This is a genomic window from Bacillus sp. FSL M7-1020 (genome assembly GCF_038050415.1).
GTDB classification, from domain to species: domain Bacteria; phylum Bacillota; class Bacilli; order Bacillales; family Bacillaceae_G; genus Bacillus_A; species Bacillus_A toyonensis.
In genome coordinates this window covers 2,807,738-2,829,547 of record NZ_JBBOTW010000001.1, presented here as the reverse complement: position 1 = coordinate 2,829,547, position 21,810 = coordinate 2,807,738, and the positions used below count along the sequence as shown (strand labels likewise).

The following is a 21,810-nucleotide window of genomic DNA, read 5'->3' as shown; positions in this document are numbered from 1 at the left end:
GAATTTTTATTGATGGCATTTATATATTTTTTTACTCATAAGAATAGAACTAGCTTAGTATTTACTGGGGGGATTAAGAATGAATAGGGATGAGACCTCATTACATCCTGATACGGGTGTTACGTCTGTCATGTTTGTTGAACGATCATTAAATGAAATTCGTTTTTGGTCTAGAATCATGAAGGAGCATTCTTTTTTTCTTCGATTGGGGTTTAGATGTGAGGATACCCAACTAATCGAAGAAGCTAATCAATTTTATCGATTGTTTGAACATATCGAACAAATAGCGTATTCCTATACAAATGAAACAGATCCTGAGCAAATAAAAAGATTTAATTCAGAAGTACAACAAGCTGCAACTAATATTTGGGGATTTAAAAGAAAAATTTTAGGATTAATTCTCACGTGTAAATTGCCAGGGCAAAATAATTTTCCACTGTTAGTTGACCATACAAGTAGGGAAGCTGATTATTTTAGAAAACGTTTAATTGAATTAAATGAAGGTAAATTAGATGCCCTTCCGGATGCTATTATTAAAGAAAATGTTTTCTTTTTAAGGATTATGGCAGACCATGCTAAATTTATTGGTCATCTTCTTGATCCATCGGAAAGAAAGCTTGTAGATACAGCACGGAATTTTAGCAATGATTTTGATGAATTAATGTATCAAGCAATTGACTTAGAATCTATGAAACCACAATCTCAAACAGTTCCTCTTTTAGATCAATTTTTAGATCAAAATCGTGTGTCAGTCACATCTCTTCGGGATTTTAAGAAAACGGCACGTGATTTAATTGAGCAATGTAAAGTAAAGAGTATCATTCATCCATTATTAGCAGATCATGTATTTCGTGAAGCGGATAGATTTCTTGAAATCATTGATATGTTTGATGCTCATCTTACCAATATTAAATCACAACCTAGATATTAAAAAATAAGGAAAGATACTATTTTTCCTTAAGCTGAGAAGTTAACAATTTATTGTTAGCTTCTTTTTCTTGTGATTTTTAATATTTCCAAGCAATGTAATGAAGTATAATTAGCGTATAAGCTACAAGAACAAGGCAAACAGCTTGTGAAAATAGATAAGTGATTTCCTTCTGCAAAGATGTGTCGCGGTTGTAGAAACAAAAAAGAAATGTCACTATCTGAAAGAACAATGTAGACGATCGGAATTAAAAATGTCGAATAAAATTGACAATGAATATCATTTGCATTTATTATGGAATCGTCCCATGTAATTGGATATGATTTTTGTGAAAAAAAGTCTACTTTTTTATTAATGTAATAGATTTCAATTAAAATGTCACTTTCAAGAACTATCACTAATTTTTTTATGAATTTAAACGTAGGAAAGGGTAAGTAAAAATGAACTGGAAAAAAGGCGGATTATGGATTATTATTTTTTTCATTGTAAAAGGTACGATTTCTACACTTTTACTTGTTACAGGTGCTAAATATTTTAATTTATCATATATGCAACTTTTCGTACTAGTACTGATCTTATTACTGATTTCTCTCATAAGTCGAAAATTGCTTTATAGACATAAACAAAATAAAAAGCAAAAAGAGCTAAATATATAATGAAGCCCCAGAGACCTTTGGATTTCTGGGGTTTTACTTTTGGAAATTCATCCCGCTATTTGCGGGTAGTAAAACTCCCATCATTTACAATCTAGTAATAATTCATATAACCAAGAATACTTGGGCTAACAGATTTTATTAGAGTGCCATTATCTTTTTTGTAACCGAATAGATTCATTACCGTTTCAGACTTATGTATGAATTCATAACCTAACAGTAAAAGGGGGATGATTGAAAATATGGCGAGTAATGAGGAATCAATTTGTCGACAGTTTGCCAGAATTATCGGTGGACAAGAAGGATTCGCCGGTGGAAAATGTGTAGCAACAATAAATCGGGAGGAAATACGAGCAACAATCTTAGGAAAACGTTTTAGAGTAACAACTTCCTTCTCATTTGAATCAAGAGATCATAAAACTGGACGGGCATTATGTCTAGGCCGAGTAGCACTCTTGCAAAAGGAAGTTACTGAATTTGTTGCTACAATTATTAAACAAGGTATAATTGTTTCGTCTATACACAATGAATGGTTATGTGATGATCCGAATTTGATTTACGTTAATATCGAAGACGTTGATGATCCACTAATTTTCGCAAAAAAAGTTAGAAGAGCGTTATGCAAGTAACAAATTTCTTTCGTTAAATGTTTGACTTTATTAATTAGAATTTTTTGGAATAGATTTAAGTGAATGATTTTATAAAAAAGAAGGCGTTCCATATTTGGAATGTCTTTTCTTAATAATTTTGCTGCTAATGTCGGCTGTTACATTATTTTAATTGATTATATGCTGCTTATCTTGCAACAATAAGAACTGGGTGAGGTATGTTAACTTGATGGCGATGAGCTTCGATTGTGGAAAACCTCCAGATTTTTATTAGCTGGTTAGTTGAAGAAGAATTTGTTCCACAACCATTAAGTTATTATAATACAAAAAATTCTTCTCCTGTAATCCCTTCAAATCGGTCAATCTCCGCGTCTTTTGAATTTCCTGAAAGTTGCTAAACTTAAGCTAAATAACTATACCCTCTCTAGAGAAATAATTAACATATCCTATGCAAGAAAGTTTAGGTAGCTAATAGCATATGTTTTATTGAAAGGGTGTGTTTGAATTATGGAAAGGCCGAATTGGGGAATTGGAGGATTAGTATTCGTTGGCTGCATGTTTCTTGGTGGAGGAGTGGGATCTATGTTAGGAAGTACTCAAACTGGATGGCTAATAGGAATGGGTACTGGATTTCTTGGGATGGCTTTAACGAGACTGATTAGAAAGTAATATAACGGGGATTCTTCTTCCGGTAAATAATGAAATATGTATGTAAGTAATTAATGCCATAAGAACTCTATAAATTATAGTTAGAAGCTTCTCTTTTGTATTTGTCTTTTCTGATTTTTTCCATACATAGATATGATTCTCAAGTCAGAGGATGGCACCTTAGGGTGTTTTTTTATGCCCTCTAAAAATATCTTAACATATAATAGCCGAGTTTTATCTTCAGTCGCCCAGCAAGCATAAAAGGAAAAACACCTCATAAAGTGAAAGTTTAATCAGTGGGGTGTTTATCTCTCACTGATTATTAGCCCTCACCAATCGGGCTGTTACGGGCAGCCCGACCCCCACCTAACTTCTTTGTTTTCACTAAATTTTGAGGTGGGAGCGTTACTGCCCGTTACTGCGGGATAAAATAAAAATTCTGCACCATTTAAACTCTGGTAACAATACAAATGATCAAGAATAATTGAGCTAATAGATTTCGTTAGATTCCCATCATCTTTTTTATAATAGCATAGATTCATTACCATTTCAGACCTATGTATTCATTCATAACCTAACAGTAAAAGGGGTGATGATGAAAGGTATGGCGATTAATGAGGAATCAATTTGTCAACAGTTTGCAAGAATTATCGGCGGACAAGAAAGATTCGTCGGTGGAAAATGTGTGGCTGCCTGTAGATATCAAATTTTATAAAATGTTATAAGAACATCATAAAAAGAAAGAGGATGAAGCGCTAAAAATTACTGTGGTCATATTAAGCTGGGAGATCTACGGAACTTCTGTAGAATGGAGAAGAAATAGTCAGCAGAAATCACACCGGAGGAATGTATGGAATAGATTTTGACTTTGAAAACAATAGGTAATTCATTTGACAATTAAAATGACCTAATTTAATATATATGTCATAGCATATAAATAGTGAAACAAATACATTCACTGTGAATAATTGACTGGTATGCTATATCCTTTTATATCTTAATTTATAGAGGTGATCCATGAACTTACATGATTTAATAGGCTATCTTGTTCATCGTACTGATGTGAAAATGACTAATTATTTTACTAAGAAATTAAAGCCTTATGGAGTTACACCAGAGCAGTGGGGAATTATTAGTGTTCTTTGTAGCCAAAGGGGCACTACTCAAAAAGAGTTAGCAGAAGCTATTGATAAAGATCAAACTACTGTCGTAAGAATGATACAGTCAATGGAGAGAAAAGGGATTGTAAAGAAGGCTTTGAATGACCAAGATAGGCGTTCACATAACCTTTTTTTAACTGAAAAAGGTGACGAGTTAAAGAAAACCATCTTGCCTGTAGTGACAGACGCTCACCATTTCGTTACGAGTAATTTGAGCGAGGAAGAGATTAAAGTATTACAATCATTATTAAACAAATTGTATGATACACGCTATTAATACTTGTTCCTTATTAATACTATGCTATTCATAAGGAACAAACTTTGTTTTATGTATTATATATGCTATAGCATATAATTTTTACCCCTTTAAATATTGAAGCAATTTCCCTATGATCAATCTCAGGAAATAGGGTATAGGTAGTGACTACTACCTGAACAATACTGAGTTTTGATCAAATAATAAGAAAGGTGTGATTACTATTTTAATTTTCATCAATATTGTAAAAGTTTTGTTGTTTGTGTTCTTTTTAATGACAGGTACGAAAATTATATCTGGGAAAATGGCAGAGGAGTTCAAACGATTTGGTTTACCTTCGTTTTTTAATTTCTTAACTGGAGCTTTTGAGATTGTAGGAGCAATTGGAATGTTGATAGGAATTTGGATTCCAATAGTAGCTTTATTAGCAGGATTATTGTTAGGCGGTACGATGCTTGCAGCTGCATTAACTCTTATTGTATTAGCGAGAGATTCCTTTAAGAAAGCGATACCTGCACTTGTTTTGTTTGTCCTTAGTATAGGAATAAGTTGTTATCATATTTTTTAAACATAACCTGAAGCCGTTAAACTGTATGCGTTCAAGTTGCTAACATTTTGTAGTTTTTTTACAAATAGGGGGATTCTCAAATTAATGCTTGAATAATAATAGCAATACGAATTTAGACATTACTATCATTCGAATCATAATCAGTAAAAGAATGGGAAGGATTTTTATACAAAGGAATTCCTGATGAATTTTATATTAAAAATAGGAGTGAGTGAAAATGGCGTATTTATTACAAGTTGATTTTCCGTTTGAAGGTCCTTTTGGTGAAGAAATGGAAGAAGCATTTTGGGATTTAGCAAATAGTATTAACGAAGAAGAAGGATTCCACTGGAAAATATGGACTGAGAATGAAGAAACAAAAGAAGCTGGAGGCATTTATGTATTTGAGGAAAAACAAGATGCTGAAAAATACGCTGAAATGCACAAGAACAGACTTGAAGCAGTTGGTGTTAAAGATATTAGAGTAAGAATTTTTAACATCAATGAAAAGTTAACGGAACTGAATCGTGGGTATATTAAATAATTTCGACAGTCGGAGCAAGCGTAAAAGGAGGGGGATAATCCCCTCTTTTTTAAATTATTGAATTGATGGTGAGGGGACTTGCACAAAAAAATCCCTATATAAATAGGGATTTGTGTATCGGTATATTGTTCCTTGGAAAAGGATGTATGAAGTGTAATATATGAGAGTTCTTACATTTGTGAAAGTGACGTAAAAGTACTTTAAAGAAAATTTATTGAAATAATTTCTTCTCCTTTAATTCTTTCAGTCTGCTTTTCCTTAACGTCTCATGCCCATCAAGCTAAGAAAACAGATGAACCCAAAAACAAAAAAATCCTTCGCAAAATTTGTGAGAGAAAAGGAGAGATAAAGGTATTTTAACCTTATCTCTCTTTTTCTATATTAATTTATTTTCAGGTAAGGAGTTGATTAGTTATTACTAGTTATAAGAACGTGAAGAAGTGTTGATGCCGTTTGGAACTGTTGTAAAGGTTGAGGGGGGAATCCAAGGAAATATCAGAGATGTGCATGATGATTTGGCGCAGGGTTATTAATCCATCTTCTATGAAATCGTGGGATTATATAAGCATTTATTATCCTGGAGATTTTAAAATAAAACCTACCTAATTATAGAAGTGATTTGAACGTAAGGAAATTGTAAGAAATGCATAAGAAAAAAGAAATTTTTATTATGTAGGATACAAATATAGAGAAGCACAAAAGAGGGAGGATAAATAGGATTTATTTATACGAAAACCAAACTAGTAATAAGCACATTCTAAATAAAAAAATCATTTATGGTACTAACATATATGTGAAAAAGAGAGGTTTTACCGTTTGTTACGACAGTATGGTGCTTGTAAAAATAAACAATATGAAGATGATTTCTGTGTAATTAGTAAGAAATAATATACAACCGCCGATACTATATGAATAGAGGGGAAGAGTGTCTTATGAAAATATATAATTAACTCCCATTTGCAGATTTAGCACTTTTCATTGCCGGAACTCTTAATTATACCTAACACCAACCGCAATGATAAAAACAGGCTCCACTCAAAATATACTTAGTTCATTACAAATAAGTACTCAACGAGATCGTACTTCCGTCGAACAAGTAATGCGAGATACATTGCAACTTGGATACCCCGGGGTACTCGCTAAAACTTCCCAGGGTAGAAAAACGTAGGGGTATGCAGCTGGTGTATAGGATATAAGAACTAAGAACCGATGAAAACAGATTTTTACTTTCGCATTGGAAGTGTAACGACTTAAACAAATTTTTTTCTTATTTGCTTGGTGGCAATTACTGAAAGAACAGCAACTAAAACAAATATTCACTACAGTTTCTACAGGAAAGGGAGGAATCAATGGATATGGTCTAGGAATCTATGAAATAAAACTTCCTAACGTTGTCTCGATAGGGGGACATACAGGTGTTATTCCAGGATTTAATACTTTTGCTGGAGGGACACATGGAGGGAGGCATATGTTGACGGCAATTTGAACAGTATGGGTAGAGCCGAAAATCCTGGTCTTTTTAAAAGTATTTTACTTGTTGAATTTAGACAGTAGGGATAAAGGCGGAATAGTAGTTTATGTGATGTTTGTAATTGTACAAATAAAAGATGAAATCGATCATTTATCTAAGGAAGTATTTTTCTTATGGAAAATAAATTATCTGGGGTGTTAGCCGCTACCTTGGCTCTAACGATGAGCCTACCAACAGGAGCGCTAGCGTCTTCTAGCAGTAAGGCTCCAGTTGTATCTAGTCAAGAAGTTGCTAGCCAAGATTTGGAGAAGATTGCTGCAGAGAACGCTGAACTACTCACGAAGTCCTATGAGACTACTAGCGTGCAGTATGCGCTGATTGATAATGGTAAACTTATTTTGTCGGGGCAGACAGGCAAGAACGACATAGAAGGGAAAGAGCCACTAACCAAAGATACTCTATACGGAATTGGTTCAACCAGTAAAGTATATACAGCTGCGGCTGTTATGAAACTGGTAGACGAAGGAAAAGTTGATTTGGATGCTCCTGTTGCCCGCTATATTCCTGAGTTCAAAATGAAAGATAAACGATACAAGCGCATTACACCGCGTATGCTGTTGAATCACTCCTCGGGTTTGCAAGGTTCCTCGTACAATAATGTATTTTTATTTAAAGATAATGATGCTTATGCCCATGATATCTTGTTGCAGCAATTGTCCAACAAAAACTTGAAGGCAGACTCTGGTGCGTTCTCAGTATACTGTAATGATGGTTTTACGCTAGCTGAGATCTTGGTAGAGAGAGTCAGTGGTATGAGTTTTACTGAATTTCTACATCAAAAGTTTACAGAGCCATTAAAACTGAATCATACGATAACATCGCAAGACAAATGGGAAGACGAAAAGCGGGCTGGACAGTATTCTCCAAAATACCAGGGACAGCTTCCAAGTGAAATGGTAAATGCGATTGGTACGGGAGGAATCTCTTCTACTGCAGAAGATGTGGTGCGATTCTCACAAATATTTATGGGACAGGGAAAAGAAATTCTCTCTAATAGAGCAGTCAAGGCGATGGAACAAGAAGAATATAAAAGAGGCATGTGGCCGGAAGATAGCGAAAACATGTTCAACTATGGTCTTGGCTGGGATAGTGTGAAACTATACCCATTCAGTGAATATGGGATAAAAGCGTTGACTAAGGGTGGGGATACGGTACTGCAACATGCTACATTGGTCGTGCTTCCAGAACAGAAGATGGCAGCAGCTGTATTATCCTCCGGCGGCAGCAGCACGACAAATCAACTGTTGGCAAACAAATTACTGCTAGCTAGGCTTAAAGAGAAAGGGACAATTAAGGATATAAAAGCAGATAAATCCTTCGGCAAGCCAGTCAAGGCTAAAGTACCTCAAGACGTGGTAAAAAAAGCGGGTTTTTATGGAAATAGCCGCAGCCATTTCAAAATAGAAATTACGAAGAAGGGAGAACTGTTTTTACCAACTAAACCGGAAGAAAAATATGTATATACGGCGGATGGAAGCTTTATAAATGAGAAGGGTACCTCCAAGCTTAACTTCGTTACTGAGAAGAATGGAAAAGTTTATTTGAGAGAGAGCACATATGAATTATCGCCGGGATTGGGGCAAAATGTGTTGACTCAATATTTAGCCCAAAAATTAGAAAACAATGTGTTACCGAAGAAAACAGCTGCTGCATGGGTGAAGCGTGAGGGTAGCAAGTTCTACCTCGTTAACGAAAAATTTAATTCAATGAACTATCTAGGACTACTAATGCCTCTAAACACACAAATTACGCTCAAGGATGGGTATTGGGACGGCAAAAAAATTACAGGTCCAAATTCGGCGACGCATCAAATTCAGATTCCCGTGATAAATGGGCGGGATACGACGGAAGCTCATTTCTATACAGAGAATGGTAATGAATATATGGAGATGGCCAGCTTTTTATACGTCAGTGAATCTAACGTAAAATCCCTTGATGCAGGTCAATTATCGAAAGTTACACTGCAAGAAAATGGGCATGCCAAATGGTTTACGATTCCGCAAACGGCAGCAGGGAAAACGATGACTGTGGAGTTGCCATCAGGAAGTTCATTCGCGGTGTATGATGAGAATGGAGTATGCGTCAATTTTACCGTCGTTAGTGACAATAACAAAGTGAAACTACCAGAGAACGGAACGGTTGTATTTGCTGGCGCACCGAACTCTGAATTTACAGTTGCATTGAACTAGCTACAACTCGGGATAGACTTCAATAAAACAGTGCGACATGGAACAGATATTTTATTTGTATCTTAAGTATTACCTTAAATGATATTACACTTAAATTCTTAGCTTAATAGCAATGGGATAGCACCACATGCCTATCAACCTAAGAAAATAAATCAACCCCATGTCCATCAAGCTAGTAAAAATAAATACCCTAAAAATAGTAAAATTGACATCCCCAGAGTAAAAATGTAAAAAATTATTGTTTAGGGGCAGCATAAAACCTTAGTTTGATAGCGATATGGCGCTACTCATAAAAAAAGAAATAGGAGAGAATATCCTATTTCTTTTTATTAATATAATAAAATGTAACGAATAGATCCAAAGTAATGATAATAATTAGAAGTAACAAGTGTATAAGTGCATCAGTTTTTCCGTTTAGTAAAGACTTTACAAAGAAATCCCATTCTGTTTCATAGGGAGGCTCTACCCAATTTCGTTGCAGTCCTAACACCATTCCATTTATGAAATAGACAATGCTTAATAGGATTCTTCCAAGAAATAAGGCAGTTGCTTTTATAGTCCACTTCTTTATCTTTATTATATAAAGGGTTGGAAATAGTATAAGCACCCAAAAAATAAGAATGTAAACAGCATTGATCATTCTCTATACTCCTAACAAAACGATTTTTTCTTAATCTTGGTGAATTTTCAGGGTGAAAGTTAATGGTGTTCAAACCGTTTCTGCACTTGGGAAAAAAGGAGACAGAATTCCGGCTCCTTTTCCTTTTCTATCTCTCCGTCTCAAAAAACTCAATCCACTCCCCATCAGGGCCAGCGAAGAATATGTAACGTGTTCCATCTGGTAATGTTTCGATTTCTTCTCCTAGTAAAAATGTTACGCTGTGTTTTTGAATTCTTTCAATTTCATCTTCTAATGAATCCACTTTAAAGCAAATATGATGTACTTTTCCTTCTGCTGGAAGAGAAGAGTTATAACCTTCGATGAGTTCCAGTATCGTTTCCTTCGATTCTTCCACACCTAAAAAGGCGAGTTTTAAATCTGGATTCGGGTGCCCCATACGTTTAATGAGCTGTAAGCCGACTACTTTTTCATAAAAAGTAATAGATGTTTCTAAGTTTGCAACCATAAGTCCAACGTGTTCTATTCTTCTAACTGGCATGTAGATTCCTTCTTTCTGAAAATTTTATATGTAAAATGATATTGAAAATTAAGAAAATAATCAAGATAAAAACCTTACAAATTTTAGCGTGTTATATGGTATAGTGAGAAAGTATGTTTGGGGAGAAGGAAGGAGATTATACGATGAATACACCTACTCAAACTCCTTCATTATCGGAAACGATGAAAGAGTGGCATTATGCATTAGCATATGAAATTAAACATTGGAAAACGATAGGTGGTAGTAAAATTTCTATTATGAACGGTCGTTTTTTATATACAGATTATGAAAATACAGTGTATGTATTTCAGCTTATTTCGGAAGTAAGCTTACCTGAAGGTTCACCAATTCGAATTGAGTTCGATGGTGAGGAAGCGACAGGGGAAGTATTATCTGTACATGGATTAGAAATAGAACTGAAATTAAATGATTATATACAAGGTGAAATAAGAGAAGCGGTTTTATATAGTGAACCGTGGCAATTGTTAGAGCAACTGCAAGAGCGATTGAAAGAGGCACATAAAGATAAGCTAAAACGTAATCGTATAAAGCGTCTTGTTGATGGGACGAGCAGTCCGAAACATATTGAGAAGATGAAAAATCCGAAAAATGAATTGGCGTATCGTTCATTTTACAATCCGACAACGTACGTATGGGGACCGCCTGGAACAGGGAAGTCGTACAATTTATCACGTATTATTTCGGCTCATTACCAAAAAGGAAAATCGGTACTTGTGTTAGCTCATAGTAATGCGGCAGTGGACGTATTAATGAGTGAAGTAACGAAGCAAATTGAAAAGAAAAAGAAATGGACGCCTGGCGAAATTGTTCGTTACGGTTATAGTCAACATGAACATATACGAAATCATGAAACGTTACTTGCGTCGAAGTTAGTTGAAACGACGAACGGATCATGGGGTGAGGAAAGACTCTACTTAGAAGAAACACGCCAAGAACTTCGTGAAAAAATTTTATCGTATAAAGCAACATCTGCTGATAAGAAGCGTATACAAGAGATTGAAAGTGATCTTCGAAAGCAAAAAGCGAAAATTAAAGAAGTAGAAAAAGAATATATTGAAAATGCGAAAGTAATTGGTGCGACTTTATCAAAATGTGCAATTGATTCACTTATTTATGAGCGTACATTTGATTTAGTTGTCGTAGATGAAGTGAGTATGGCGTTCGTTCCGCAAATCGCATTAGCTGCTTCACTCGGAAAACGTATCGTCGTTTGTGGTGACTTTTTACAGTTACCTCCGATTGCGATGGCGAACCATGAACTCGTTCGCAAATGGCTCGGCGAAGATATGTTTTATCATGCCGGCATTGTTGATTCTGTAAATAAATCAGAAGCACATCCCAACCTTTTTATGTTGCAGGAACAAAGACGTATGCATGCGGACATATCGAAGTTTACGAATTCATTTATTTATAAAAATAGAGTATACGATCATCCGTCTGTTTCAGAGCGTAAAGAACTGGCACAGTTACAGCCGTTCGCAAATGAGGCGAGTGTTTTATTTGATACGAGTTTAATGGGAGCATTTTCGTTAAAAGATGCTGCTTCGGGTTCTCGTTTTAATATTATGTCTGGTTTAGTAGCGATGCAAATGATGTTAATCGGACTGCTAGATGGTGTGCAATCTATCGGTGTGGTTACGCCTTACAGGGCGCAGTCACGCTTTTTATCAACATGTATCAGGGAAATGTTGCAGAGAACGAAATATCAAAACATACCAGTATTAGCGGCGACAGTTCATAAGTTTCAAGGTTCTGAAAGAGATATGATGATCTTTGATACAGTTGATAGTTATCCACAAGAACGACCTGGTGTGTTATTCTTTGACCATAAAAACCATCGCCTCGTCAATGTAGCAGTAACGAGAGCGAGAGGGAAGTTCATTCAATTATCGGATTGCCATTATATGCGTAAAAATCTTTCTAGAAAACAAGCGTTATCACAATTAACAGCTCATATAGAACGTCACGGGGATGTGTATGATCGCACGACATCCAGACAATTATGGGAGCGGAAAATATCGAAACGATTACGCTGGTTTATGGAAATGAATCTGGAGGAAACGAAAGGGCTATTAAAAGATATTTTAGCCGCAAAACGAAAAATCATTATTTCACTTCCAAGTACGAAGCAAGTAGATAAACGAGTATGGCAAGCGTTAATGCGTACAAATGCACAAATAACGGTTTATAGTGATGGACCAGTTCCATTAAAAAACATAAAGTTACAAAGACAAAATAAAGCATTCCCATTTGTATTAATCGATGATGAAATCTTTTGGGCAGGGGCACCTCTCACATCTCAAATGATGTTTGAAGGTAGTACGGAATTTCCGTACATATGTGCAAGACTACAAGCACCTGAGACAATTGGTGTATTAAAAGGATTTTTAGATATTCGGTAAATTCGGATAGGAATTCCTTGACTTTTACTTGGAATGAACTTAGAATGAAAATAATTTAATACAATTTTATGAAAATTCTTATCACGAGAGGTTGAGGGACTGGCCCTATGACACCTCGGCAGCGGATTCTTTACGAATACTGTGCCAATTCCAGCAAGGTAACTTGAAAGATAAGAAAGAAGCTCATTTTGACTGTATATACAGAAGCCTCTTTCTATCTTTTAGAAAGAGGCTTTTTTACGTGAAAATAAAAGGAGGAAGAAAAATGGGAGCGACAGGAGTAACGTCACAAAGAAAAACAATTGAAGAGAGCATAGAAAGAAATAAGGAAAAGTACATAAAAACAAGTCATGATATTCATGCGAATCCAGAGATTGGTAATCAAGAATTTTATGCATCAAGAACGTTAAGTTTATTACTAGGTAGTGCTGGTTTTCAGCTGCAGCATAATATAGCTGGGCATGAAACAGGTTTTATCGCACGAAAAAGTTCAGGAAAACAAGGACCAGTTATCGCATTTTTAGCGGAATATGATGCTTTACCAGGACTCGGTCATGCGTGTGGTCATAATTTAATTGGCACAATTAGCGTTGCAGCAGCAATCGCATTATCAGAAACGCTTGAAGAAATCGGCGGAGAAGTTGTCGTGTTTGGAACACCAGCAGAAGAGGGCGGGCCTAATGGTAGCGCAAAGTCGAGTTATGTAAAAGCTGGGTTATTTAAAAACATTGATGCGGCGCTTATGATTCATCCGAGCGGAAAGACAGCGACGACGAGCCCTTCACTAGCAGTCGATCCACTTGATTTTCATTTTTACGGAAAAACAGCTCATGCCGCAGCTTCACCTGAAGAAGGGATTAACGCATTAGATGCGGTGATTCAGCTTTACAATAGTATTAATGCACTTCGCCAACAACTTCCTTCAGACGTGAAAATTCATGGCGTCATTACAGAAGGCGGAAAAGCACCTAACATTATTCCTGACTACGCCGCAGCAAGGTTCTTCATCCGTGCAGCTACGCGAAAAAGATGTGCGGAAGTAACAGAAAAAGTAAGAAATATAGCACAAGGAGCAGCGTTAGCAACAGGTGCAAAAGTAAAAATTCATCAATTCCAAAATGAAATCGATGAACTACTCGTAACAAAAACATATAACGACATCGTAGCGGAAGAACTAGAACTACTTGGTGAAGAAGTAAATCGTAAAGAAAGAATCGGCATCGGCTCAACCGACGCCGGAAACGTCAGCCAAGTCGTACCGACCATTCACCCGTACATTAAAATAGGTCCAGATGACTTAATTGCGCATACGAATGAATTTAGAGAAGCAGCCCGTTCAGAATTAGGAGACAAAGCGTTAATTACATCGGCAAAAGCATTAGCAAATACGGCGTATCGATTAATTACGGAAGAAGGGTTGTTAGAGAAGGTGAAGGAAGAGTTTAGAGAGGCGCAGAGGAATCAGGGATAAGGGGATTAAGGTGCTCTTTTCGAATAGCAATCTAATTAATAAGTAGAGATATAAAAAAAGAACATTGAAATATCAATGTTCTTTTTTGTTTACTAATCATTGATTTTGTTGGTTTTTCTCATAAAGGAAAAACTTTTACTGTTAGCGGGAGATAATACGTATCCCTTTATCAGAACGACAATTTCTCCTCAAACTCACTCTTTAAAACAATTAAAGGAGATGATAATCCGAATTGCATTAACGAGTCTAAAAATGTAGCGAGAGAATCCATCGAATCGCTCATGACCTTCATCATATAATTAAATTCCCCGCTAATTCGGTATAAATCTGTTACTTCAGGAGCGGCATTACAATATTGGATAAAATCAGAGCATTGGCTCGTTTTAAACATGATGAATGCTTGAATGTTTTTATTAATTTTGGAAGGCTCAAATTTTGTTCGGTAAGCTGCGATAACTCCTTGATCTTCAAGTTTATTCATACGTTCCTTTACAGCAGGCTGTGTCATGGATATAATCCGTCCTATTTCTGAAACAGAAATTCTTGCATTTTCATACAACAAGTTCATAATTTTATGGTCAATTTCATCCAATTTTACTGCGTTTTGCATTGTGTAGCCTCCTTATTTTGTTTTTTTAGTGAATCACAAATTATAACTATAATATCATAAGTGAATGAACTAAATTACCTATAAATCTATATTTAAAATGATTGGTGTTTGCATGAAAATATAAGTATAGGTTTTTATCAAACGGAAATTTAGGAAGGATGGAAAAAATGAAGAATCTTGATGGGAAAGTAGCGTTAGTAACAGGAGCGAGTCGCGGCATTGGCCGTGCCATTGCAATGAGATTGGCGAAAGATGGTGCATTAGTTGCGATTCACTACGGCCGAAATAAAACAGCTGCAGATGAAACGATTAGTGAGATTGAATGTAATGGAGGAAAAGCGTTCTTAATTGAAGCTGAGTTCAATTCAATGGATGGTGTCAAAAAGCTAGTAGAACAATTAAAAAATGAATTACAAATAAGAGTTGGTACATCAGAGATTGATATTTTAGTAAACAATGCAGGGATAGGTACACAAGGAACGATTGAAAATACGACAGAAGAATTTTTTGATGAAATTATGGCCGTAAATATTAAGGCGCCATTCTTTTTAATTCAGCAAACATTACCGTTACTACGAGCAGAGGGGCGCGTTATTAACATTTCATCAGCTGAAGTAAGACTTGGTTTTACAGGATCCATTGCATACGGTTTAAGTAAAGGTGCACTCAATACGATGACACTTCCTCTAGCTAAACATCTTGGAGAAAGAGGTATAACAGTGAATACAATTATGCCTGGATATACGAAGACTGATATGAATGTGAAATTGCTAGACAATCCGGAAATACGAAATTTTGCTACGAATTCATCTGTGTTTGGACGAATAGGGCAAGTTGAAGATATTGCAGATGCAGTAGCATTCCTTGCTTATTCTGATAGCCGCTGGGTAACGGGGCAGATTATAGATGTTTCTGGAGGGTTTTGTTTATAGGGGCACTACTCCATACCCATCAAGCTAATCAAGTAAATTACTAGATATGAAACGATCCTTGTTTCAGTCTGAACAAGTTATCAAAGGAACAGTAGAGTCTATTTGTGGCGCTTAGTGCGCTCTTTTTTCGCATTATTTTTGTACCAATCATTACAATTATGAATAAGGAGTGTTTTTATGCCATCGATTATTTATTAGCTTTAGCAATCTTTTGTATGACTACATCAGAATTTATGGTTGCAGGTATGATGAATGAACTTGCTCTTGCATTCCAGGTTTCTGTATCATCTATTGGTATTTAATTTCAGCTTATGCAGGAGCAATGGTAATAGGAGGCCCCATTTTAACTGCAATCCTCTTACGGATGCGCAGCAAACAAGCATTATTGTTTTTAATGTTCGTATTTTTAATTGGTCAATCGCTCGGAGCTATTGCTTGGAACTATAATATTATGATGATTTCACGTATTATAACTGGTATTGCTTCAGCTTTTGGAGTTGCGATTTCCTTTTCTGCAACATTGGTTCACTCTGATTCAAGGGGAAAAGCTGCATCAATTGTACTTGCAGGTTTAATGTTCTCAACTGTATTAGGTTTACCTATAACAACCGTTATTTCGCAATATTTTGGCTGGCGTATTAGTTTTGGGGCAGTTTCGGTTCTTGTGCTAGTATCAGGGATTATGATTCAACGGTTGTTACCATCATCTTCAAATAAAGAGCAATTAAATTGGAAAGACGAACTTCTGCGATTTAAGAATATTCATCTTTGGGCAGCGTACGTAACAAGTATGTTCATTATTGGTGGTACGTTTGCAGCATTTAGTTATTTCACTCCGATCTTTACAAATGTCACAGGCTTTTCAAGTGCAAGTACGCCATCCTTTCCTATGATTCTACAGAAAGAATAGCGTATTTTTTCATTTTAAGGAAATTTAGTTTTACTAGCTTGGTAGTATCACACATCCATCAACTTAAAGGACTATTTTTGAACTTGATTTTTATGAAATATGCACCCGAAAATTTATAGTAATAATTCTAATGTTACCTCTCTAGTTAGTAGGATATTTTTTCTTAATATATGCATACTAAACATATTATAAAAAGTACATAGAAAGTGAGAGAATCATGGCTAAATTTTTGAGGCGTTTAAAATATAGAGATAATCCTAAGTCATTTCCAATACGAGACAATACTCATTTTCAGGAAAAAAATATTGAAGACGCCCTCTTAGACGCTGATTTAACCAAAAACATAGCTAATATTCAGAATATATTTCGTCAAGCGCCTGATTTAGTAATTCGGCGGTTTCAAATAACAGTAGATGGATTAGAAGCAGTTTTAGTATATTTGTCTGGATTAACAGATAAAGAATTGATTCAGAATCATGTTCTAAGTCCTTTGATGAATAGTGATTTTAATACCAATATAGAACTTCCAATTCCATTAGGACAAATTAAGATTATTAATACATTGAGTCAGATTGAAAATGCTATTTTTGGGGGAGATAGTGTTTTATTAATTCACAGTCGAACAACAGCACATCAATTGGATACAAAAGGATGGCCACAAAGAAGTGTTGAAGACGCACATAACGAAATAGCTCTAAAAGGTGCACATCAAGCATTCATAGAAACTGGAAGTCAAAATATCGCAATGATTCGAAGATATATTCCCCATCGTGAATTAGCGATAAAAGAAATAGTAATTGGTGTACGGAGCAAAACCCAAATTTCTATTTTATATTTGAAAGATGTAGCTTCTGAAGATGTGCTGAAGGAATTAGAAACACGAATTCAAAATATTACAATCGATGCTGTGACTAGTAATGGCGAACTTATAGAATTCATTGAAGATCACCCTTACTCGCCGTTTCCGCAATTTATATTAACTGAAAGACCTGATTTGGCTGTATCTCACATTTTACAGGGCAGATTTGTAACTGTAATGGATCATTCACCTAATGTATTAATTACTCCAACAAATTTTATTTCCTTTTTTCAAGGAGTTGATGATTACGGTACAAGGTGGTTAGTTGCTTCGTCTATTCGGTTGCTTCGTTTTATCGCCTTTATGGTTGCTTTATTTCTGCCGGCGAGTTATGTTGCGTTTATTTCCTTTAATTTTGAAGTTATTCCTGTAGAGCTATATTTATCTATTGCTGAATCAAGAACGCGCGTACCCTTTTCTCCAGTTATGGAAGCATTACTTATGGAAATAACATTGGAAACGATGAGAGAAGGGGCTTTGCGGATACCTACTCCGATTGGTCAGACAGTTGGAATTGTAGGTGGTATTGTCATTGGTCAGGCGGCTGTTCAGGCAGGAATTGTAAGCAATATTATGATTATTGTTGTCGCTGTTACCGCTATCTCTTCTTTTGTTATTCCTAACTATGATATGGGAGCGTCAGTAAGACTTTTACGTTTTCCAATGATGCTAGCAGCTGCCTTATTTGGAATTGTAGGACTTGTTATCGGGTGGATGACTTTAATTGGGCATCTAAGTAGTCTTAAATCGCTAGGCACTTCTTATGGAACACCATTAGCACCCTTTCGTTTTGCAGATATGAAAGATGTTTTTATACGCTTTCCTTTATGGACAATAAGAAGGCGTCCTAAGGGGAATGGAACCAATCAAACTATTCGACAAGGAAAGAATCGTAATAAAAGGTGAAATTATGAAAAATTATGCCTATAATGAAATCACTCTTATGCAGTATATTATTTTAATTAATGGAGTGCAGGTGGGCACTGGCGTTCTATCGCTTCCACGTGTGCTTGCAGAAAAGGCTGGAACAGATGGATGGATAGCTATATTGATTGGTTGGATTTTCTCCACAATATCAGGTGTGTTTATAGTGAAAACAGCTGCAAGATATCCTGAGGATACGATTTATGATATTCTTATACGATTGTTTGGAAAAATAGTAGGGAAAGCATTCGTTGTTATTTACATGATGTACTTCGCTTTTTATTCTTGTGTAGTTCTTGTGAACGCTATGCTTTATCTTAAGGGATGGCTTCTTCCAAAAACGCCTGACTATCTCGTTATCTTTTTGTTTTCGATTCCTACCTTTCTTGTCGCACGTAACGGCCCTCGTATTATAGGGCGGTACTCCGAACTTACTTTTTATACGATGCTTTGGATTCCGTTATTTTTTTTGATACCTCTTAAAGAGAACGGAAGTTGGATGCCATTCTTTCCTCTCTTAAAAGATGGGTGGAAACCTATATTTACAGCTGTACCGACCACTATTTTTGCTTATTTAGGATTTGATATTGCGTTCTTTTTATATCCCTTTTTACAAAAAAAACAGTATGCAGTCCATGGAATGGTTATTGCAAATACTTTAACGATGTTATTTTATTTATTTGCTACTTTTGTTTGCTTTGCCTATTTTAGCCCTGATAGCATTACGCAATTTAACCAACCAGTACTAAATTTACTGAAAGTAATTGAGTTTCGTTTTTTAGAACGTTTTGACATGATTTTATTGGCTCTTTACTTACCCGTTGTTTCCACAGCATGGATTCCCACCATATATTGCGCTGTATTTTGTTCAAGCCAATTACTTGGAAAACAAGACCATAGCTCTCATGTAGTTATTCTCTTATTGCTCATTATCGGATTCATATTTTGGACTCATCCTAGTTGGAATGAAGCCGAAATTTGGCAACAGGTATTATCGAATGCTGGATTAGGATTAACCTATATATTACCTATCATTTTATGGCTGTACTGCTGTCTATATGAGAAGTTTCGCCAGGGGAGGATACATTGAAAAGAAAAGTACTGTGTTGTATTTTGTTATCGGTATTCATGATGACTGGATGCTTTGATCAAACAAATGTTGAAGACGTTTCTCTTACTCTTGTTCTTGGTATTGATTTAGATCGTAATGATAATTTATTAGTGTATATATCAAGCCCTGTTTTTAATAAAGAAGCAAAAGTAAAAGAAGAAACTACTGTTGTAAAATCTGCTACGGTTCGAAAATCTAGAGACCAATTTGATGCTACTGTTATGGCACTTACCTCGGGAAGCAAAACACAGGTTATTTTAGTTGGAAAACGGTTACTGAAACAAAAAAATTGGATGAAATATCTCGATCCATTTTACCGAGATCCCAAAAATACAGTTACCACAAGGGTTGTTGCTGTAGATGGACCTGTTTCAGACGTCATCTATTACAATCCAAAAGATAAGCCGCGTCTTCCTCTATATTTAACAAAACTAGTTGATACCGCCTCTTTAAGAAATATAACAGTAAAAACAAATCTTCAAGAACTACATGAACAAATAGCAGACAAAGGGTTAACAGCAAATATGACTGAGATGAAAAAAACGAAAAAAATATTTGTGACAGGTACAGCTTTGCTAGATGAAAAAGGACGGTATAAATTAACACTAAAATACGATGAAAATAAATTATTACGCATTCTGCAACAAAGAACTACAGGCGATTTTCCATTTACAATTGCAATTAAACTAAAGTCTAATAGCCAGGATAAAGATTGGATAAGTTTTACTGCATATAATATTAAAGTAAAGACAAAGGTAAGATATGATAATAAGTTTATATTTAATACAGATATAAAGATGAGGGTCGGCATTACAGAACGGCTTTTTTCGTTCAATACAAGAAAGAATGCAGCAAAATTACAAAAGGCGATCGAAACTAAGCTGGAAGCTGATTTCAAACAATTAATAAAGAAAATACAAACTGCCAATATTGATCCTATTGGGCTTGGGAGATATGCAAGAACTTACACATATCCAGAATGGAAAAAAGTCCAAAATAAATGGAATAACGAATTAGCAAAAGGCGATGTAAACGTCAAGGTTAACATTAAAATTTCCGGAATGGGTACGATTAAGTAACATGAATTCAACTGTGATTCGTACTAAGATTGCAAGTACTGTCTACTTTAGAAGGAGAAATGTCTTTAATAGGAGTACCGTCACATCGCTATGAACCTTAAATTTTATAGTACCCCCAGAACGAAATTTTGTGTTAACTTGTAACAAAAACGCTCATTTTTTCGTCTTGGGGTAATTCTGAATTCTTAAGGTGATGGCGATGGGGTATTGACCCTACCTATCAACTTAAAAATTTTATAACACCTCAAGCTAAAAATTTCGTGTATTTTTGACAGAAGGCAGCTTATTTTTCGTTTTGGGGTATTTGCATTTCTTAGCTTGATGGTGATGTGACGGTACCCCAATCGTAATTTATATGAAAAGAACTCCTCAACAGATGAAAGAGTTCTTTTTTATTTTCACATTCATTTTTCATCTTTCATTGATTAATAGACATTCCAACAAATACCTCTAAAAAGAACATAAATTCGTAAATGATCAGAACAAACTTTCAAAAGATCCTTACGCAATCTATTACCATGCGTACTACTCAATAGGAAAAAATGCCTGCCACTCCCTGAGAAATGTCGAATCTGCAAAATTCATTCAACATTTCCAGGATGATGACAATAGATTATTTTTATAATTCTATTTTCTGGTCACCACGTTTCTCTAGGTTTTTAGCAGTTTTACTTTGGGCAACATCTTTTTGGTCTTTAAAGGTTCCCATGAGAAAATCATAGGCTGGATTCGTAACACCATACCAGTAATTTTCATTTTTGAAGTGATGCCATAAATGAACTTTTTTCATCCATCGCCCCCATGGTGATATTGGTTGAAGGGGGCGATGCGCGATATAATGCTTCCACTCATAAAATAATAAAAAGAGCATAATACCTGCAATAAATGCGTTTGTCATGACAAAGCTGGATGAAAGAAAATAAAAAATCGCTCCTGAAATTGCAATGTTTGGCACACTATACCATAAGGGTAAAAATAATAAATGTAATTCATTCGGATTTGTATGATGGTCATAATGTAGGCGCTTAAGCGTTTTTAATAAAAATGCATTCTTTGGTGGCTTTAGATGAAAAATAAACCTGTGAGTAGCGTACTCAGCTAAGGAATACATAATCATTCCCAAAATAAAAGCACCCCAAATTCCGATAGAGGTTAAATGTAAAATCATAAATCCAAAGCTAGTGAGGAAAAGACAGCTCATAATCAAAATATCAGGATAGGAAAAATATTCTTTAAAATATTTTAGTTTCATTTATCACGCCTCCAG

General features: G+C 35.4%; 18 protein-coding genes, 4 pseudogenes and 1 riboswitch. Of the genes and pseudogenes, 18 read left to right on the top strand and 4 right to left on the bottom strand.

Annotation, left to right across the window (positions count from 1 at the left end):
- Positions 1-79: 79 nt before the first annotated feature.
- The 11 genes and pseudogenes from MHB70_RS14410 to MHB70_RS14360 all read left to right on the top strand — a co-directional run bounded on the left by MHB70_RS14410 (position 80) and on the right by MHB70_RS14360 (position 9,064).
- Entirely contained in the window at positions 80-931 is an 852-nt protein-coding gene (locus tag MHB70_RS14410) for a DUF2935 domain-containing protein (protein WP_001078037.1), read from the top strand.
- A gap of 108 nt (positions 932-1,039) precedes the next feature.
- Positions 1,040-1,159 (top strand): annotated as a pseudogene (locus tag MHB70_RS14405) (RNA-guided endonuclease TnpB family protein); the annotation flags it as partial.
- A 209-nt stretch (positions 1,160-1,368) separates the two neighbouring features.
- A complete protein-coding gene (locus tag MHB70_RS14400; RefSeq protein ID WP_001104095.1) occupies positions 1,369-1,584 on the top strand; it encodes a hypothetical protein in 216 nt (71 codons plus the stop codon).
- A 239-nt stretch (positions 1,585-1,823) separates the two neighbouring features.
- A complete protein-coding gene (locus tag MHB70_RS14395) occupies positions 1,824-2,210 on the top strand; it encodes a DUF1259 domain-containing protein (protein ID WP_000157863.1) in 387 nt (128 codons plus the stop codon).
- Positions 2,211-2,696: 486 nt separating this feature from the next.
- On the top strand, positions 2,697-2,858 hold the full coding sequence (locus MHB70_RS14390; RefSeq protein WP_000441014.1) for a hypothetical protein: 162 nt from the start codon (positions 2,697-2,699) through the stop codon (positions 2,856-2,858).
- Positions 2,859-3,402: 544 nt separating this feature from the next.
- Positions 3,403-3,528 (top strand): annotated as a pseudogene (locus tag MHB70_RS14385) (DUF1259 domain-containing protein); the annotation flags it as partial.
- Between the two features lie 326 nt (positions 3,529-3,854).
- Entirely contained in the window at positions 3,855-4,274 is a 420-nt protein-coding gene (locus tag MHB70_RS14380; RefSeq protein ID WP_001048562.1) for a MarR family winged helix-turn-helix transcriptional regulator, read from the top strand.
- Between the two features lie 196 nt (positions 4,275-4,470).
- On the top strand, positions 4,471-4,821 hold the full coding sequence (locus MHB70_RS14375) for a DoxX family protein (RefSeq protein WP_044810070.1): 351 nt from the start codon (positions 4,471-4,473) through the stop codon (positions 4,819-4,821).
- Positions 4,822-5,038: 217 nt separating this feature from the next.
- Positions 5,039-5,344, top strand: coding sequence for a monooxygenase (locus MHB70_RS14370; protein ID WP_000323747.1), 306 nt, complete (start codon positions 5,039-5,041; stop codon positions 5,342-5,344).
- 977 nt (positions 5,345-6,321) lie between these two features.
- A pseudogene (locus tag MHB70_RS14365) lies at positions 6,322-6,898 on the top strand (serine hydrolase).
- 90 nt (positions 6,899-6,988) lie between these two features.
- Positions 6,989-9,064: a serine hydrolase domain-containing protein gene (locus MHB70_RS14360; RefSeq protein WP_061530655.1), complete on the top strand. Its 2,076-nt coding sequence runs from the start codon at positions 6,989-6,991 to the stop codon at positions 9,062-9,064.
- Positions 9,065-9,380: 316 nt separating this feature from the next.
- Here MHB70_RS14360 and MHB70_RS14355 read toward each other — a convergent pair whose 3' ends face one another.
- Together MHB70_RS14355 and MHB70_RS14350 are read right to left on the bottom strand one after the other, a co-directional pair.
- Positions 9,381-9,704 (bottom strand): hypothetical protein, encoded by a 324-nt coding sequence (locus MHB70_RS14355; protein WP_000606341.1) that lies wholly within the window; start codon positions 9,702-9,704, stop codon positions 9,381-9,383.
- 127 nt (positions 9,705-9,831) lie between these two features.
- Entirely contained in the window at positions 9,832-10,224 is a 393-nt protein-coding gene (locus tag MHB70_RS14350) for a VOC family protein (RefSeq protein WP_001145292.1), read from the bottom strand.
- Between the two features lie 113 nt (positions 10,225-10,337).
- Here MHB70_RS14350 and MHB70_RS14345 point away from each other — a divergent pair, with 113 nt between their 5' ends.
- Positions 10,338-12,647: an AAA domain-containing protein gene (locus tag MHB70_RS14345; RefSeq protein ID WP_002048553.1), complete on the top strand. Its 2,310-nt coding sequence runs from the start codon at positions 10,338-10,340 to the stop codon at positions 12,645-12,647.
- Positions 12,648-12,722: 75 nt separating this feature from the next.
- A riboswitch (SAM riboswitch) is annotated at positions 12,723-12,824 on the top strand.
- A gap of 88 nt (positions 12,825-12,912) precedes the next feature.
- The gene (locus MHB70_RS14340) at positions 12,913-14,118 is read left to right on the top strand and encodes a M20 family metallopeptidase (protein ID WP_000501381.1); all 1,206 of its coding nucleotides are present in this window, start codon (positions 12,913-12,915) and stop codon (positions 14,116-14,118) included.
- Positions 14,119-14,287: 169 nt separating this feature from the next.
- Here MHB70_RS14340 and MHB70_RS14335 read toward each other — a convergent pair whose 3' ends face one another.
- Complete coding sequence (locus MHB70_RS14335; RefSeq protein WP_001178574.1) at positions 14,288-14,728, bottom strand: Lrp/AsnC family transcriptional regulator; 441 nt, start codon at positions 14,726-14,728, stop codon at positions 14,288-14,290.
- Positions 14,729-14,895: 167 nt separating this feature from the next.
- On the opposite strand from MHB70_RS14335, the gene MHB70_RS14330 reads away from it, so the two are divergent.
- The 5 genes and pseudogenes from MHB70_RS14330 (at position 14,896) to MHB70_RS14310 (ending at position 20,543) form a co-directional block, all read left to right on the top strand.
- Positions 14,896-15,660, top strand: coding sequence for an SDR family oxidoreductase (locus MHB70_RS14330; protein ID WP_061530654.1), 765 nt, complete (start codon positions 14,896-14,898; stop codon positions 15,658-15,660).
- A gap of 158 nt (positions 15,661-15,818) precedes the next feature.
- Positions 15,819-16,540: pseudogene (locus MHB70_RS14325) on the top strand (MFS transporter); the annotation flags it as partial.
- Positions 16,541-16,787: 247 nt separating this feature from the next.
- Complete coding sequence (locus MHB70_RS14320) at positions 16,788-18,335, top strand: spore germination protein (RefSeq protein WP_061530653.1); 1,548 nt, start codon at positions 16,788-16,790, stop codon at positions 18,333-18,335.
- A 4-nt stretch (positions 18,336-18,339) separates the two neighbouring features.
- Positions 18,340-19,443 carry a GerAB/ArcD/ProY family transporter gene (locus tag MHB70_RS14315; RefSeq protein ID WP_061530675.1) on the top strand — a complete coding sequence of 368 codons (1,104 nt, stop codon included), beginning with the start codon at positions 18,340-18,342 and terminating at the stop codon, positions 19,441-19,443.
- Positions 19,440-20,543 (top strand): Ger(x)C family spore germination protein, encoded by a 1,104-nt coding sequence (locus MHB70_RS14310; protein WP_061530652.1) that lies wholly within the window; start codon positions 19,440-19,442, stop codon positions 20,541-20,543. Before MHB70_RS14315 ends, MHB70_RS14310 begins: the two co-directional genes overlap by 4 nt.
- Before the next feature lie 619 nt (positions 20,544-21,162).
- Here MHB70_RS14310 and MHB70_RS14305 read toward each other — a convergent pair.
- Entirely contained in the window at positions 21,163-21,795 is a 633-nt protein-coding gene (locus tag MHB70_RS14305) for a sterol desaturase family protein (protein WP_061530651.1), read from the bottom strand.
- Positions 21,796-21,810: the final 15 nt, after the last annotated feature.

Bases quoted from the DNA above. Each gene is read 5' to 3' on its own strand.
- MHB70_RS14410 (WP_001078037.1), top strand. From the start codon at position 80: ATGAATAGGGATGAGACCTCATTACATCCTGATACGGGTGTTACGTCT.
- MHB70_RS14400 (WP_001104095.1), top strand. From the start codon at position 1,369: ATGAACTGGAAAAAAGGCGGATTATGGATTATTATTTTTTTCATTGTA.
- MHB70_RS14395 (WP_000157863.1), top strand. From the start codon at position 1,824: ATGGCGAGTAATGAGGAATCAATTTGTCGACAGTTTGCCAGAATTATC.
- MHB70_RS14390 (WP_000441014.1), top strand. From the start codon at position 2,697: ATGGAAAGGCCGAATTGGGGAATTGGAGGATTAGTATTCGTTGGCTGC.
- MHB70_RS14380 (WP_001048562.1), top strand. From the start codon at position 3,855: ATGAACTTACATGATTTAATAGGCTATCTTGTTCATCGTACTGATGTG.
- MHB70_RS14370 (WP_000323747.1), top strand. From the start codon at position 5,039: ATGGCGTATTTATTACAAGTTGATTTTCCGTTTGAAGGTCCTTTTGGT.
- MHB70_RS14360 (WP_061530655.1), top strand. From the start codon at position 6,989: ATGGAAAATAAATTATCTGGGGTGTTAGCCGCTACCTTGGCTCTAACG.
- MHB70_RS14355 (WP_000606341.1), bottom strand. From the start codon at position 9,704: ATGATCAATGCTGTTTACATTCTTATTTTTTGGGTGCTTATACTATTT.
- MHB70_RS14350 (WP_001145292.1), bottom strand. From the start codon at position 10,224: ATGCCAGTTAGAAGAATAGAACACGTTGGACTTATGGTTGCAAACTTA.
- MHB70_RS14345 (WP_002048553.1), top strand. From the start codon at position 10,338: ATGTTTGGGGAGAAGGAAGGAGATTATACGATGAATACACCTACTCAA.
- MHB70_RS14340 (WP_000501381.1), top strand. From the start codon at position 12,913: ATGGGAGCGACAGGAGTAACGTCACAAAGAAAAACAATTGAAGAGAGC.
- MHB70_RS14335 (WP_001178574.1), bottom strand. From the start codon at position 14,728: ATGCAAAACGCAGTAAAATTGGATGAAATTGACCATAAAATTATGAAC.
- MHB70_RS14330 (WP_061530654.1), top strand. From the start codon at position 14,896: ATGAAGAATCTTGATGGGAAAGTAGCGTTAGTAACAGGAGCGAGTCGC.
- MHB70_RS14320 (WP_061530653.1), top strand. From the start codon at position 16,788: ATGGCTAAATTTTTGAGGCGTTTAAAATATAGAGATAATCCTAAGTCA.
- MHB70_RS14315 (WP_061530675.1), top strand. From the start codon at position 18,340: ATGAAAAATTATGCCTATAATGAAATCACTCTTATGCAGTATATTATT.
- MHB70_RS14305 (WP_061530651.1), bottom strand. From the start codon at position 21,795: ATGAAACTAAAATATTTTAAAGAATATTTTTCCTATCCTGATATTTTG.